Below are 14,526 nucleotides of genomic sequence, written 5' to 3'. Positions count from 1 at the left end.
TCGGTGCTCGCCGACGGCACGTACGACGCGATCGTCGTCGATGCCGCCGATAGCGAGGGCACAGCGGTGCGCCTCGAGCTCACGATCGTCGCCGGCCCCCACAAGGGCGACGTGGTGGCCGTGCGCGCCGAGCACCTGACGATGACGGCGGTCGAGACGCTCGGCCTGCCCGCCCGGCTCGTTGTCATCGACCAGCGACCCGAGGTGGTGCTCGAACCGTGAGCCGCCGCGTCATCGTGCCTGCGCTGGTGACCGTGCTCGTTGTCGCAACCGCGGCATGTAGCCAGAAGAACACGAACGTCGTGCCGCCGTCCCCCGGTGTACCGGCGCGCACGACGCAGATCGCAGGCATCTACCGCACCGTCCACGGCTCGAGCCTGCAACTGCGCGACAGCGGCGACTTCTTCCTCCTGGCCGGCGCGGGGCCGGTCGGCGGCCGTTTCGAGTTGCGCGACGGCACGTTCACGGTGCGCGGCGGGAGCTGTGGGGCCCAGCCGGGCCGCTACACCGTGCGCGTCAGCGGCACGCCCGCGCCCAACAAGGCGCGGCTCGAGTTCACGGTCGTCGACGACACGTGCGCCGGCCGCCGCGCGCCCCTCACCGAGCAGCGCTGGGTCTACGTCGAAAGCTGACGCACGAGCGTCGCCAGGTCGTCGGCCACGAACGCGGGCGCCGGTGTCACCGGCAGGTCGGCCGCGGTGGTGACGCCAGTGAGCACCAGGGCGAACGGAAGCTGGAGCCGGGCAGCCATGAGGCCGTCGGTCGACACGCGGTCACCCACGAGGACGCCGCGCCCGGCTCCGTCCGACTGCGCCTCGTCGTGCGCGACGCGCTCGCGCACGAGCGCGGCCATCGGCGCGTACGGCTTGCCCGCGATCTCGGGCACCACGCCGGCGGCCGTGGCCACCGCGGCCAGGATCGACCCGCCTCCCGGCAGGAGACCGTCGGGCGTCGGGTAGGTCGCATCGTCGTTGGTGCCGATGAGCCGGGCGCCCGCGTGCACCGCGCGAAAGGCAGCCGTGAGCCGGCTGTAGTCGAAGTCGGTGTGCCAGCCCACCACGACCGCGTCGGCCCTGCCGTCGCGCACCGTCGCCACGCCGCGCGCCCGGAGCGCCTCGTCGACACCGGGGCCCGCGCACACGAGCGCGGTCGTGCCCGGTTCGAGCAGCCGGGCCGCGGACTGGGCGGAGGTGAGCACGTCGCGTGCGTCCGCGGAGATGCCCAGACCCTCCAGCTTGGCCACGTAGTCGCCGAGGGTCGCGGATGAGTTGTTGGTGAGGAAGACGACGCGTGCGCCCGCGGCGCGCAGTTGCCGGATCGCGTCGACCGCGCCGGGGATGGGCTCCGCGCCCAGCCAGACCACGCCGTCGAGGTCGAGGATCCAGGTCATGCCCCGACGCGACCCCGGCGGCGCAGCCACTTGAGCGCCTCGGTGCGCGACAACCCGGAGAGCTCGTCATGGTGCTCCCGCACGAACCGCTCGACGGCCTCGGCGTCGGTCTTCGAGTACTCGCGCAGGGCCCAGCCGATGGCCTTGCGGATGAAGAACTCGGGGTCCGCGGCACGCCTCAGGCAGTACCCGAACAGCACGTCGGGTTCGGTGCGCACCTTGGAGTGGTTCTGATGCAGGATCGCGGTGCGGGCCAACCAGAAGTCGTACGCATCGATCCACCGGTCGGTCGTCGCGCGCAGCTCGGGATGGGCGGCGACCAACGGTCCGACGACGCTCTGCGCGAGCTCGTCGACGGTGTCCCACCACGACTTCGTGGTGATCAGGCGCTCGGCGGTGTCGACGAACCCGGCCGAGCACCGGCCCACGTGCTTGCGCAGGTACCCGCACGCGGCGTACTGGTACTCGCGCTCGGCCCGCTTCCAGCAGGCGAGGGCGAACGCGACCAGGTCGCGTTCGCCGGGCGCCGGCAAGCCGGCCACGGCCTCGCGTTGAATGGCGACGCGTGCGGGCGTGGGGATGCCGACGAACGGGAACCGGTCGCGCATGTAGGCGGACATCGACCGGGCGCGCTCGTCGTCGCGGCTCGACTCGAACGCGGCGCTGAGCCGGGCGAGCAGCGTCGACGTCAGTGCTGAGGTGGGCATGCATGCAGTACCGTACGATGCCCGGCGACAGCCCGCGTCAGCCGCCGACCACCCGCGCGGTGGCGCGTCGGGGTGCCGTCTCCACCACCTCGATGGCGTTCGGCAGCTCCTCTTTCATGTCGGCGTCGTGGGTGACGACCAGCACCTGACGGAAGCGACCGCGCAGGCGTTCGAGGGCCATGAGCATGCGCGCCTTGCGATCGGGGTCGAGCGAGCCGAACACCTCGTCGAGCACGAGCAGGCCCACGGCGCCGCCCGACTGGAACCGCACGTGCTCACTGATGGCGACGCGCAGGGCCAGGTTGGCCAGATCGGTCTCGGAGCCGGAGAAGCGGTCCATGCCGTAGTCGATGCCGCGGTCGACGATGCGGATCTCGTAGGTCTCGGGGTCGACCTGCAGGTCGTCGTACTCGTGGTCGGTGAGCTCGGCGAACAGCTCGCCCGCCTGCGCGGACAGCCGGGGGCCGACCGCGCCGACCACCGTGTTGCGGAACGTGCCCATGAGCTCGGCCGTGCGGCCGAGATGACGAGCCTCCTCCCCCACCTCGGCGATGCGCTCGTGCTGGGCGCGCCCGTCGGAGAGCCGTTCGGCCGCGGCCTGTGCCTGCGCACGTGCCTGCGCGGCCTGCAGCTGCGCGCCCTGGGCACGGGACGACGCCGCCTCGACGGCGGCGGCCGCCTCGGTGCGCGCCGCGCGCGCGGCAGAGAGATCGTCAGGCTTGAACGCGAGCGCTCGCACCTTCTCACGCAGCGCCTCGAGGCGTCCGACCGCGCCGGCCAAACGGTCGCGCTCGGTCTCGAGCTCGTTCCGGGCGATCGATCGTCGCTCGAGCCGCCCTTCGAGGCGCCGGCACTCCTCCGCCGACCGGCGCCGGCGCGCGACCTCGGCCGCCAGCCCATCCGCCTCGCCGTCGCGGAGCGGCGGGTCGAGCTGCGCGAGCGCCTCGGCCCGCACCGCCTCGGCCTCGCCGTGCCGGTCGCGCACCTTCTCCCACGCGGCGCGCGCCTGCTGCGCGGCCTTCAGCTCGGTCGCCAGCGCGCGGACGCGCCCGTCGGCCGCCTCGGCCAACTCGGCCAGAGCGACGCGCTCGGACTGCAGCGCGCGCGCCCGCTCGTCGGCCTGGGCCACCTCCGCGGCGCGGTGCGCCTGCACCTGCTCGAAGGCGTCGCCCAACGCCTGGCCGCACAGGGGGCAGTCGGCCTCGCCCGACAGCTCGTGCGACCGGTCGACCGCCTCGCGCGCCCGGCTGGCGTCTGCCACCGCCGCGGACAGGCGGCCGCCCACGTCGGCGAGCGCGTCGCGCGCCGCGGCGGCCGCGGCGCGGGCGGCTTCGTGCCCGGCGTCGTCGGGGAGCGGCGGCTCGTCGCCGACCGCGAGCTCGGCCAGCTTCCGCTCCGCCTCGGACAGCGCCTCGACCAGCCGCAGGCGGATCTCGGCGGCGGGCAGGCCGGCGGCGTCGGGCTCGAGCTCGCGCAGGCGGGCCTCGCCGGCGTCGAGCGCGGCCAGCTCCTCTTCGAGCGCGGCCACCCGCTGGGCGGCGCGATCGTGCTCGGCGCGCACGCCCTTGCCCTCGGTGGTGACGTTCTCGTACTCGCGACCCACACCTTCGAGCTCGTCGAAGCGCTTCTGCGCCGCCTCGAGCTGCTTCCGGACGTCGACGAGCGCGTTCTCGAGCGGCGCGACGGCGGCTTCGGCGGTGAGCGCCTGTTGCTCGGCACCCGCGGCGGCGGCCTCCAGGCCGGTCAGGTCGGGGAGCAGGTCGCGTGTGCGCGTGAACTGCTCCTGGGTGAGGCGGGCCTCCCTGCGCACGAGGTCACGCGCGGCGTCGAGCGGGGTGATGCCCAGCAGCTGGAGCACGAGCTTCTTGCGCTCGTTGGGCGCCTGCAGGCTGAACGCGGTCAGCTGCTTCTGCTCGGCGAACACCGACGCCCGAAAAGCGGCGTCGTCCATACCGAGGATGGAGTGCACGTACGTACGGGTGTCGGTGATGCCCTCGGCCACCTGGAGGCGGTCGGCGTGGGCCTCCGCCTTCACCGTGCTGTTGACCCCGGTGATCGTGCGGCGCACGAGATAGAGGTGGCCCTCGTGCTCGAACTCGACCTCGGTGACGCACTCGGCGTTGACGCCCGACGTGCGCACGTCGCGCTTGTCGGTGCGCGATCGGCCGAAGAGCGTCCAGAGCACCGACTCGATGAGATACGACTTGCCCGTGCCGTTGGCGCCGTAGATGCCCACCAGGCCCGGCGGGAGCGGCAGGTCGAGCTCGTCCTCGTAGACGCGGTAGTTGCGCAGATAGAGACGCGTCAGCTGCATGTCAGCCCGTCGACTCCTCGACCGCGCGGGCCAGGTAGTCGCGGCCCAGGCCGGTGACGCGCTCACGATCGAAGCCGGTGAGGTCCTGCTCGCCGATGTAGCGCTCCCATTGGGCCGGCATCGACGCCAGCTCGGGCAGCTCGGTCATGTGCTGCACGTTGACGAAGCTCGGCTCGACCTTCAGGTGCAGGGCCGCCGCGCCCGCCTCGCGCACCGCCTCGAGGTCGAGCAGGCGGTAGGCGCCGGGATCGACCCCGTCGATGAACAGGCGCGCCACCGCGCCGGCCTCGACCGTTGCCACCCGCTCCATGACCTGCGCCTGCACCTCGGCCGGCGACAGGCCGAGCGCGTAGACCGACTCGAGCGTGACGAGCGGGCGCCGGCCCGCGATCGGCACGTGACGGCACTCGCCGGTGTCGGTGTCGAGCACGACGATGCCCTTGGGCGCCTCGGGGTTGTCGGCGAAGGTGAACGTGTCGGTCGACCCCGCGTACCAGATGCCCTTGGTGACCTCGACGTGGAAGTGGTAGTGGCCGAGGAGCACGAGGTCGGAGCGCAGCAGCGCGTCGTCGACCTCGATCTCGTTGATGTCGGCGTGCGCGGGCTCGACCGACTTGATGCGGGGATGGGTGAGGAGCAGGTTGGTGCGGTCGAGGCTGCGGGCGCGGTCGGCCTCGTCGAGCGCGTCGACCGTCGCCTCGACGGTGAGCATCTGCGGCACCGCGTGGACGACGAGCCCGGGTAGCTCGAAGCGCTCGTACCGCAGCCGGTGGGCGAAGTGCATCTCGGGGAACGTGTCGGACAGCGCCGAGTAGGGCGAGCCGGTGCCGGGGAGGCGCGGCGTGTCGTGGTTGCCGCTGATCACGACGACGGGCGCGCCGAGTTCGCGGATGCGCGTGAGCGCGCGCTGGACGATGCGGAACGACCGGTACGTCGGCCGCGGGTGGTCGAAGATGTCGCCCAGCCACACGACGACGTCGGGTGCCTCGGCCAGGGCGACGTCGACCGCGTCGGTGAACGCCTGCTCGAAGTCGACCTCACGCTGGTTCAACCCCTCGGCCGTGGTGACCGGCAGGTACGACCGCCCGAGATGCGCGTCGCCGATGGCCGCGACCCTCATGTCAGTCGACCAGGGCGGCGACGTTGGGCGCGGCGACCTGGCGCGGCGCGGGCGGAGCATCGGTGGCGCGCACGAGGTCGTCGTAGAGGTACACCTTGGCGGGCACCGCGAACGGCGCGTGGAGGTTGACGACGAGGCACTCGCCGGGCATGAGGGTCTGGATCTCGGGACCCAGCGCGCTGATGTCCTGCTTGGAGGAGCCGCGCAGGATGTTGCGATCCTTCTCGTCGGCCAGGCCGAGCACGAAGAACGTGTTGAACTGGCTGAGCAGCTCGTCGTCGAGCAGCTTGGGCTGTTGGGTGATGGCGCAGAGCCCCACCTTGAACTTGCGGCCCTCGCGCGCCACCCGCGGGAAGAGGTTGTACTCGCGGTCCTTGCCCGCCGACAGCACCCGCTGCGCCTCCTCGAGCACGACGGCCACGACGGGCATGCGCTCGTGCGCGTCGGGGTCGTTGAGGTACGCATCGGACCAGTGGTCGATCACCTTGCGCGTGAGGAACGAGGCGACGAGCACCTCCTCGGTGGAGCCGAGCCCGCTGACGTCGACGAGCACGACCTTGCCCTCGAGCAGGTCGGCCACGACCGCGGCGCCCACCGACACGTTGGGGTCGGCCGCGATGCAGTCGAGGCCCACGATGCGCCGGGCGCGACGGTGCAGCACCTGCAGGGTGTTGAGCGCGACGCGGTTGCTCAGCTCGACGTCGCGGAAGCCGGGCAGGTCGTCGACCTGGGAGAAGTCGAGCAGCCAGCTCAACCCTCCGGTGCCCGAGTAGTGGCGCTCGAGCTCGAACAGCGCCTCTTCCTGGGGGCGGCTCCACTCGTAGGCGGTGCGGAGGTCGTCGACCGTCAGCTCGGCCAGGCTCACGCGCAGGGTCGACGTGTTGGCCAGGCGCCGCGCCGCGTAAGTGCGCAGCCGGGTGGCCGCCCACGGGTGGCGCGCCAGCGCGGTGCGGTACTCGCCGTGGGGGTCGACGAGCAGCAGGCCGTAACGGCCCTGGGCGCGCATGGCCCCTGCCGCCAGCACCTGCATCAGGTTGGACTTGCCCATGCCCGTGGTGGCGAAGATGCCGACGTGGGTCGCCAGCGACGCGCCGGGGATGCCCACCTCGAAGTCGACCTCGGTCTCGCCGCTGCGCAGCCGGCCCACCGGCAGGTCGCCCATGCGCGTGCGCAGGAACTCGAAGTCGGACGCCTCGGGCGCGATGACGCGCGAGAACTGCGTCGGCAGGCTCTTCGGCTTGCGGAACTCGGTGCCGTCGGGCGTGAGGTAGCCGAGGCACCGACAGCTCGCCACCCGGTACGTGCGGCGCTCCTGCTCGTAGAGGGGGTGGGCGCCGCTGTCGCCGCGCGCGTCGTCGGCGAGGAGCGTGCCCGCCACCCGCTCGGCCCAGCCCGGCTCGCGATGCTCGGTGCCGTAGGTGACGTCGACGATGCGGAACAGGTAGCGCCGGCTCGTCGCGTCGTCGACCGCGACGAGCAGCTCGCCGAGGAACAGGTCTTCGTCGGGCGCGGCCCGGAACGCGCCCTCGAGCACGTTCTTGCCGAACAGCCGCCCGCGGCTGGTCGTGGTCATCGCCGCGCTCGCGCAGTGGCAGTAGGTCGCTCGTCGGCGGCTCGCGCGATATTTCTGGGTCGCTCGCTCACGCTCGCTCCATGAGGTCGTGGCGGTCGGCGAAGGCGCGCTCCCGCACCTCGAGGGGGACACCCGCGCGGTCGAAGAGGTCGTCGAGCTGCAGTCGTACCTCGTGGCGCAGCCAGCCGGGGCACGCGGCCAGACGGTCGGCCACGGTGAGCGGATAGGGGTAGCCGGGGAAGGCGGCGTCGTCGGACAGCGCGGCGAGCGCACCGAGCGCGGCCTCGGGGTCCGCGTCGGCCGGCAGGTCGACGCGGAACGCGAAGCGGGCATCGGGGTCGAGCCGGGCCACGACGACCTGCAGGCCCGCGCCCGACTCGGCGCGCACGTCGGCGCGTGTGCGCGCGACCGCCGCCCACCAGAGCGCCCGCGGCCCGAACCGGGTGGCCGCCTCGACCTCGAGCTGCCCCAGCAACGGCGCACCGCCGCGCGCCAGCGAGGAGCGCTTCGTGACGGCCGCGAGCAGCACGCGCTTCGCCGACGCCTCCGTGAGCAGGTCCGCGAGATAGGTCGACGGGATGCGCCAGTCGGGCTGGAGGTCGCCGTCGACGAGGACGAGGGCACCGGGCTCGGCGTCGAGCAGGCAGCGCTCGACCGCCTCCCACTCCCACCCGTCGCGCAGGAGGTTGACGTCGATCGAGGCGTCGGGCGGCACCGCGACGCCGAGCCCGGCCGCGGCCGCGCGACCCTCGCCGCCGCCGAGCAACGCGGCGCGGAGCTCACCTTCGTCCTCGAGGACGCAGCGACCGTCGCGGAAGCGCACCCGCGCGGCCCGGGTGACCAGCAGCTGCAGGCACCGGGCGTCGGCGACCAGCGCCTGCCCCCCGTCGACCGCCCACACGTCGGCCGGCGGCGCGGTGCGCGTGAGGGGCCGCAGCTCGACGACGGCCTCGTACTCCAGCCCTCCCGGCCCGTCGGCGCGATCGTCGACCGGGCCGCCCGACGCGGTGAGCAGCAGGGCCAGCCGGGTGGCGGCGGCCTCGAGGCTCGACCTCGCCGGGCTCGGTCTCGTGGCGCCCGCGCTGGCCGGGGTTGTCGTGAGGGTCGTGCTCATCTTCCTTAGGTTCCCAGAGGGGTGTGACAGTTGCCCGGATCGAACGTACGTTCGCTACACTAGTCGGCCATGCGCTGGCGTTCCGTCGAGGAGGACCACCCGTGCGGCGAGTCCGCCGGCCACCAGGGCGCGCGACAGGTCGTGCTGTTCGACGACGTGGTCGAGCGCCACGTCGGGCGGGGCGAGTTCCGCGGCATGGAGTTCCTGCACGTCAACGCCCGCCGCATCATCAACGAGGTGCCCAAGGGCACGCCCGTCCCGTTCCGCTACACGATCAACGCGTACCGGGGATGCAGCCACGCCTGCTCGTACTGCTTCGCCCGTCCGACGCACGAGTACCTCGACATGAACTCCGGAAGCGACTTCGAGCGGCGCATCGTCGTCAAGGTGAACGCGGTCGAGAGGGTGCGGGCCGAGCTGGTGCCGGCGCGCTGGGCCGGTCACCACATCGCCATGGGCACGAACACCGACCCCTATCAGCGGTGCGAGGGGAAGTACCGGCTCACGCGCGGCATCGTCGAGGCGCTGGCCCAGGCGCGCAACCCGTTCTCGATCCTCACCAAGTCGACGCTCATCCTGCGCGACATCGACGTCCTCGCGGAGGCGGCGACGCACGCCGACGTGCGCGCCGACCTCTCGATCGGCACGCTCGACGAGCACGCCTGGCGCACCACCGAGTCGGGCACGCCGCACCCGCTTCGTCGGGTCGAAGCGGTCGCGCGGCTCAACCAGGCCGGCATCCCCTGCGGGGTGCTCGTGGCGCCCGTGCTCCCCGGCATCTCCGACGCGCCGGAGCAGGTGGAGGCGGTGGTGAGGGCGTGCATCGACGCCGGCGCGGTGTCGGTCGCGGCGATGCTGTTGCACCTGCGGCCCGGCGTGCGCGAGCACTGGTTCGACTGGTTGCACCGCGAGCGGCCCGACCTGGTCGACGAGCACGAGCGCCTCTACACGCGCGCCTACGCGCCGAACGCCCGACAGCGGGCGCTCAGCGACCTCGTCGGTGGGCTGTTGCGGCGTCACGGCCGCGGGCCGACCTCGATGCCGCGGTCGCGCTACACGCGCGTGGCGACACCCGCCCCGCCACCGCCGCCCGCGGCACGACAGCTCCCCCTCGACCTCTGACCCGCATCGGGGTCAGCCCGGCGCGATCGCCTCGCGATCCGCCAGGCGCGACGCCGAGTCACGGTCGAGGTAGAGCCGGGCGTGGGAGCAGGTGCGCAGCACCGATGCGGGGCACGACGTCGACACCGGCCCTTCCAGCGCGGCCCGAACCGGAGCCGCCTTGCGCGCCTCGGGCACGTTGGCGATCACGCGGCGGGCGCGCAAGAACGCGGGGATGGTCACCGTGATGGCGTGGGTCGGCACCGCGTCGATCGACGCGAAGTGGCCCTCGTTCACCTGCTGGGCGCGACACGCGGCGTCGAGCTCCACCACCTTCACGTCGCGCCGGTCGTCGAAGTCGGCGACGGGTGGGTCGTTGAAGGCGAGGTGCCCGTTCTCGCCGATGCCGAGGCAGCAGAGGTCGAGCGGGTGCTCGCCGAGCAGGCGGGCGTAGCGCTCGCACTCGGCCTCGGGATCGCCTGTCCCCCGCAGGTAGTGCACCGTGCGCGGATGGACGCGATCGCCGATGCGCTCGCGGATGTAGCGCGCGAAGCCGGCCGGGTGGTCGGGCCCGACGCCGACGTACTCGTCCATGTGGAAGACGACGACCTTCGACCAGTCGACGTCACGCGTCACCAGCTCGTCGAGGAACCCGAGCTGGGAGTTGCCGGTGGCGAACATGGCGTGCGCCGCACCTCGCCCGACCACCGCGGCCTGCAGCACGGCGGTGGCGTCTGCTGCTGCGGCGACGGCGAGCTCGTGCGCGGACGGGAAGACCCGCACCCACAACCGGTCGACCCGGCGGTCGCTGATCACCGCGTCGGCTTAGCATGTCGGGCCGTGGCCGCGCCGACGCTGCTCTACGTCACCCAGTGCGCCCCGTACCGCGACGGCTTGGCCGGCGTGCACGGCGTGCTCGACCAGTCCGCCATCGCGCTGCACGAGATCGCGGACGCGACCGGCCTGGCCGACCGGCGGGTGGGCGACGTCACCGAGCTGACCGTCGACGAGCTGGCCGCGGCGCGCGTGGTGGCGTTGTTCACCATCGGCGAGACACCCTGGAGCCCCGACCAGCGCGCGACGCTCCTCTCCAACGTGCGCGCCGGGCACACCGCGATCGTCGCGATCCATGCCGCGACCGATTCCTGCTACGGCTGGAGCGACTACGGGCGGCTGGTGGGTGCGCGCTTCGACGGCCATCCGTGGACCCAGGAGATCGACCTCGAGGTGACCGGGCGCGACCATCCCGCGACCCGCCACCTCGGCGCCACCTGGCGGGTGCGGGACGAGGTGTACCAGTTCCGCGATCTCCGGCCCGACGCGCAGGTGCTGCTGCGCGTGCCCGTCGAGCAGCTCGACCTCGACGCGCCCGGCGCCCGACGACCCGACTTCGGCTTTCCCCTCTCGTGGTGCTTCACCGAACAGGGCGGGCGTGTGTTCTCGACGACGCTGGGGCACTTCGCCGCGGCGTGGGAGAGCCCGACCTATCTGCAGCACGTGGCGGGCGGACTGGCCTGGGCGTGCGGTGCCGACTAGCAGGAACTTCTCCCCCTGGCGCCACTTCCTCCACGAGCTCGCGGGCGTGCAGCCCGACGACCCCGTCCCCCTCGACGACGTCGCCGAGCTGCGCGCCTGGAAGGAGCGCTTCCCGACCCGGCTCGAGGCGTTGCTCGGGCCGCTCCCGTCGGCTGTGCCGCCCGAGGTCGAGGTCGTCTCCAGCGAGGACTGCGGTCGGTACCGGCGCGACAAGATCGTCTTCGACGTCGAGCACCACCTGAGCAGCCCCGCCTGGCTGCTCGTGCCCCACGACCGCGAGACACCGGGGGCCGCCGTGCTCGCCCAGCACGAGCACGGCCTCGGGCGGGGCAAGGACGAGGTGTGCGCCGTCGACGGTGGCGACGATGGCTTGCGCGAACACATCCGCACGCACCGCAGCGACTACGGCCACCAGCTCGCGGAGCGGGGCTACGTCGTCCTGGCGACCGACCTGCGCACGTTCGGCGAGCGCGCGGATTGGAACCCGCCCCACCTCTACGCGTGCGATCTCACCCACGTGCACGCGGCGATGCTCGGACGCAACCTGCTCGCGCTCGACCTCTGGGACCTCGCCCGCGCGCTCGACGTGCTCTGCGCCCATCCGCTCGTCGATCCGGCGCGGGTCGGCATGGTGGGCCTGTCCGTGGGCGGCACCGTCACTTTGTTCCTCGCCGCGTGGGACACGCGCGTCAAGGCCGCGGTGGTGAGCGGCTACTTCAGCTCGTGGGCGTCCAGCGCGGCGGTCGCGTGGAACATGTGTGGCTCACAGGTCCTCCACGGCATGCTCGGCCGGCTCGAGCACGTCGACCTGGCCGCAGCCATCGCGCCGCGACCGCTGCTCGTCGAGAGCGGCACGCGCGACGACCTCTTCCCGATCGACGTCGCTCGCGCGGAGATGGCGAAGCTGGCGCGCGTCTACGACCGGCTCGACGCAGCCGCGCACCTCGAGCACGACGTGTTCGACGACGGCCACCGTTGGAACGGCGAACGCGCGTACCCCTTCCTCGACCACTGGCTCTGAGTCAGAGCTGGGTTGCGTCAGAACTGCCCGTGACGCCCTTCGCCGGCGACGAATCGCGTCGCGCCCTCCAACGTCTCGCCCGAGCGGATGACCGCGAGACCCCGTCGCGTCTCGTTACCCAGGGCCTCGTCGCCGTCGAGCGCCCACTGCTCGTACGCCGACATGCGGTCGGAGCGCATGCACAGCTGGGGAAAGGCCGCGAGGCGGTGGGCGAGCGCGAGGGCTTCGTCGATCGCGTGCCCGGGGTCGGTGAGACGGTTGGCCAGGCCCATCGAGAGCGCCTCGTCGCCCGACACGCCCCGTCCGGTGAGGATGAGGTCGAGCGCGTGGCTCTGGCCGATCAGCCGCGGCAATCGCACGGTGCCCCCGTCGCAGAGCGGCACGCCCCAGCGCCGGCAGTAGACACCGAACACGGCGTCGCGCGCGGCCAGCCGCAGGTCACACCACAGGGCGAGCTCGAGGCCGCCGGCGACGGCATGGCCCTCCACCGCGGCCAGCACCGGCTTCGAGAGCAGCAGACGCGTCGGCCCCATCGGGCCGTCGCCGTGCGGCTCGACGCGGTTGCCCCGGCCCGCGCCCACGGCCTTCAGGTCGGCGCCCGCGCAGAAGGTGCCACCGGCGCCGGTGAGGATCGCGACAGCCCGGTCTCGATCCTCGTCGAAGGTGCGAAAGGCGTCGGCCAACGCCGCGGCGGTGGGCCCGTCGACGGCGTTGCGCACCTCGGGCCGGTCGATGGTCACGATCGCAACCGGCCCGTCGACCTCGGTGCGCACCGTCGGACCGCTCACGGGCCCTTCCGGTCCAGGCCGAGGATCGTCGCGTCGTCGCGCAGGTCGCTGTCCATCACGCGCGCTCGACGTTATCGGCGTTGTCCGCGCCGAATCTTGTGAATAGCCTCACAAGATGACGTCCACCGCCCCGCGCGTGGTGATCGTGGGCGCAGGGTTCGGCGGCCTGAGCGCGGCGCGTGCGCTCGCGGGCCGCGACGTCGACGTGGTGGTCGTCGACCAGCGCAACCACCACACCTTCCAACCTCTCCTCTACCAGGTCGCCACCGCCGGCCTCGACGCCGAGAGCATCGCCCACCCGGTACGGGCCATCTTCCACGGCCGGCCCAACGTGCACGCGCGGCTGGGCACCGTGTGCGGAGCCGACTGGTCGCGGCGCGAGCTGCTCACCGCGGAGGGCGACACCGTGCCCTTCGACCGGCTCGTGCTGGCGCCCGGTGCGGTGTCGAGCTCGTTCAACGTGCCGGGCGTAGACGAGCACGCGTTCCCGCTGAAGTCGATCACCGACGCCGTCGCCATCCGCGCGCACATCCTGAAGCAGTTCGAGGCCGCCGACGTCGACCCGCAGGTCCAACAGGTCGGGCGGCTGACCTTCGTCATCGTCGGCGGCGGTCCCACGGGCGTCGAGATGGCCGGCGCGCTCGTGGAGCTGTTCCGGATGGTGCTGGCCAAGGACTTTCCCCGCGTCGACCTCGGCGGGGCACGGGTCGTGCTGGTCGAGGCGCTCGACCGGCTCCTCACCGCCATGCATCCCTCGCTCGGCGAGCACGCGCGACGCACGCTCGAGGCGCGGGGCGTCGAGGTGCTCCTCGGGCGCATGGTCGAGGAGGTGGACGCCGAAGCGGTCCGTCTCGACGGCGGGACGGTGATCCCGACGCGCACCCTGGTGTGGGCGGCGGGTGTGCGGCCGCACCCGCTCGTCGCCGCCCTCGGGCTGCCCGTCGACTCGACCGGCCGGGCGCGCGTCGGTCCCGACCTGCGCGTCGAGGGCCGACCCGACGTGTTCGTCATCGGCGACGCCGCGGGAGCACACGACCGGAGGGGTCGCCCCTACCCGCAGCTCGCTCCCGTCGCGATGCAGCAGGGCCGCCACGTCGCCCGCGAGATCACCCGCAGCCTGCATGGGCGCCGGCCCCGCCGGTTCCGCTATTTCGACAAGGGCACCATGGCGACGATCGGGCGGAACGCCGCCGTCGCCGAGCTGCCGCTGGGACTGCGCTTCCGGGGCTTCGTCGCCTGGCTGATGTGGCTCGGCCTGCACCTCGTGTACCTCATCGGCTTCCGCAACCGCACGAGCGTGCTGCTCAGCTGGGCGTGGAACTACCTCACCTATGACCGCGGCTCCCGCTTGATCGTCGAGCCCCTGTCTCCGGAGGCACCGCCGGCCCGCCCGGGACCCTCCCGGGCGGGGCCGCCCCTATGAGGCGATCTGCGTGTCGGGGAGCGGGTGCTTCCGCGGCCGGCCCCTCGGACGCTTGTGCGCCAGCACCTTCCCGTTGAGGAACAGCTGGCCACCCCAGACGCCGAAGGGCTCGCGCCGGGCGAGCGCCCCTTCGAAGCACTCCACCCGTACCGCGCACTCGCCACAGATCCTCTTGGCGCGGGCGATGTCGTCGAGCTGCTCGGAGAAGAACAGGGCCACGAGCGACCCGGTGCCGTCGTTGCACGAGGCCTCGGCCCAGAACTGCTCCCGGTTGTCGTCCTGCCATGCGGCGAACATCGCCTTCTCCTGGTCTTCGTCGGGTTCCTGCTCTGATTCGGGGATACAAAAAGGCCGCCGGATGATCCGGCGGCCATGGGGCCCTTCAGAGGAGGGACCGGGGACACTTACCCGGTTGAACCTCCTGGGACCCTCGGCCGCC

General features: G+C 72.8%; 14 protein-coding genes. 6 read left to right on the top strand and 8 right to left on the bottom strand.

Features of this window, described 5'->3' with window-relative positions; translation table 11 throughout:
- Window positions 1-3: 3 nt before the first annotated feature.
- Both E6G06_07980 and E6G06_07975 read left to right on the top strand, forming a co-directional pair.
- The gene (locus E6G06_07980) at window positions 4-222 is read left to right on the top strand and encodes a hypothetical protein (protein TML92067.1); all 219 of its coding nucleotides are present in this window, start codon (window positions 4-6) and stop codon (window positions 220-222) included.
- Window positions 219-632: a hypothetical protein gene (locus E6G06_07975; protein ID TML92066.1), complete on the top strand. Its 414-nt coding sequence runs from the start codon at window positions 219-221 to the stop codon at window positions 630-632. Before E6G06_07980 ends, E6G06_07975 begins: the two co-directional genes overlap by 4 nt.
- Here the strand turns inward: E6G06_07975 and E6G06_07970 are convergent.
- The 5 genes from E6G06_07970 to E6G06_07950 are packed head-to-tail and all read right to left on the bottom strand — an operon-like array spanning window position 617 to window position 7,437.
- Window positions 617-1,390, bottom strand: coding sequence for an HAD-IIA family hydrolase (locus E6G06_07970; protein ID TML92065.1), 774 nt, complete (start codon window positions 1,388-1,390; stop codon window positions 617-619). The genes E6G06_07975 and E6G06_07970 overlap by 16 nt on opposite strands.
- On the bottom strand, window positions 1,387-2,097 hold the full coding sequence (locus tag E6G06_07965) for a DNA alkylation repair protein (GenBank protein TML92064.1): 711 nt from the start codon (window positions 2,095-2,097) through the stop codon (window positions 1,387-1,389). Before E6G06_07965 ends, E6G06_07970 begins: the two co-directional genes overlap by 4 nt.
- 37 nt (window positions 2,098-2,134) lie before the next feature.
- On the bottom strand, window positions 2,135-4,411 hold the full coding sequence (locus tag E6G06_07960) for an SMC family ATPase (protein TML92063.1): 2,277 nt from the start codon (window positions 4,409-4,411) through the stop codon (window positions 2,135-2,137).
- 1 nt (window position 4,412) lies between these two features.
- On the bottom strand, window positions 4,413-5,996 hold the full coding sequence (locus E6G06_07955) for a hypothetical protein (protein ID TML92062.1): 1,584 nt from the start codon (window positions 5,994-5,996) through the stop codon (window positions 4,413-4,415).
- The gene (locus tag E6G06_07950) at window positions 5,533-7,437 is read right to left on the bottom strand and encodes an ATP-binding protein (protein TML92061.1); all 1,905 of its coding nucleotides are present in this window, start codon (window positions 7,435-7,437) and stop codon (window positions 5,533-5,535) included. The genes E6G06_07955 and E6G06_07950 overlap by 464 nt, the downstream gene beginning before the upstream one ends.
- 850 nt (window positions 7,438-8,287) lie before the next feature.
- Between E6G06_07950 and E6G06_07945 the strand changes: the two genes are divergently transcribed.
- A complete protein-coding gene (locus E6G06_07945) occupies window positions 8,288-9,340 on the top strand; it encodes a radical SAM protein (protein ID TML92060.1) in 1,053 nt (350 codons plus the stop codon).
- 12 nt (window positions 9,341-9,352) lie between these two features.
- Here the strand turns inward: E6G06_07945 and E6G06_07940 are convergent, their stop codons facing one another.
- Window positions 9,353-10,135, bottom strand: coding sequence for a glucosamine-6-phosphate deaminase (locus E6G06_07940; protein TML92059.1), 783 nt, complete (start codon window positions 10,133-10,135; stop codon window positions 9,353-9,355).
- Here E6G06_07940 and E6G06_07935 point away from each other — a divergent pair.
- Both E6G06_07935 and E6G06_07930 read left to right on the top strand, forming a co-directional pair.
- Window positions 10,004-10,855: a ThuA domain-containing protein gene (locus tag E6G06_07935; GenBank protein ID TML92058.1), complete on the top strand. Its 852-nt coding sequence runs from the start codon at window positions 10,004-10,006 to the stop codon at window positions 10,853-10,855. The two genes, E6G06_07940 and E6G06_07935, sit on opposite strands and share 132 nt — an antisense overlap.
- Window positions 10,752-11,876: a hypothetical protein gene (locus E6G06_07930; GenBank protein TML92057.1), complete on the top strand. Its 1,125-nt coding sequence runs from the start codon at window positions 10,752-10,754 to the stop codon at window positions 11,874-11,876. The genes E6G06_07935 and E6G06_07930 overlap by 104 nt, the downstream gene beginning before the upstream one ends.
- Window positions 11,877-11,893: 17 nt before the next feature.
- Here E6G06_07930 and E6G06_07925 read toward each other — a convergent pair whose 3' ends face one another.
- Window positions 11,894-12,664: a crotonase/enoyl-CoA hydratase family protein gene (locus E6G06_07925; GenBank protein ID TML92056.1), complete on the bottom strand. Its 771-nt coding sequence runs from the start codon at window positions 12,662-12,664 to the stop codon at window positions 11,894-11,896.
- A gap of 115 nt (window positions 12,665-12,779) precedes the next feature.
- On the opposite strand from E6G06_07925, the gene E6G06_07920 reads away from it, so the two are divergent.
- Window positions 12,780-14,087: an NAD(P)/FAD-dependent oxidoreductase gene (locus E6G06_07920; GenBank protein ID TML92055.1), complete on the top strand. Its 1,308-nt coding sequence runs from the start codon at window positions 12,780-12,782 to the stop codon at window positions 14,085-14,087.
- Here E6G06_07920 and E6G06_07915 read toward each other — a convergent pair.
- Window positions 14,082-14,384: a WhiB family transcriptional regulator gene (locus E6G06_07915; GenBank protein TML92054.1), complete on the bottom strand. Its 303-nt coding sequence runs from the start codon at window positions 14,382-14,384 to the stop codon at window positions 14,082-14,084. The two genes, E6G06_07920 and E6G06_07915, sit on opposite strands and share 6 nt — an antisense overlap.
- Between the last annotated feature and the right edge of the window lie 142 nt (window positions 14,385-14,526).

This window comes from Actinomycetota bacterium, from assembly GCA_005888325.1.
Taxonomy (GTDB): domain Bacteria; phylum Actinomycetota; class Acidimicrobiia; order Acidimicrobiales; family AC-14; genus AC-14.
The sequence above is the reverse complement of the archived record's forward strand: the minus strand, read 5'-3'. Positions and strand labels throughout refer to the sequence as shown.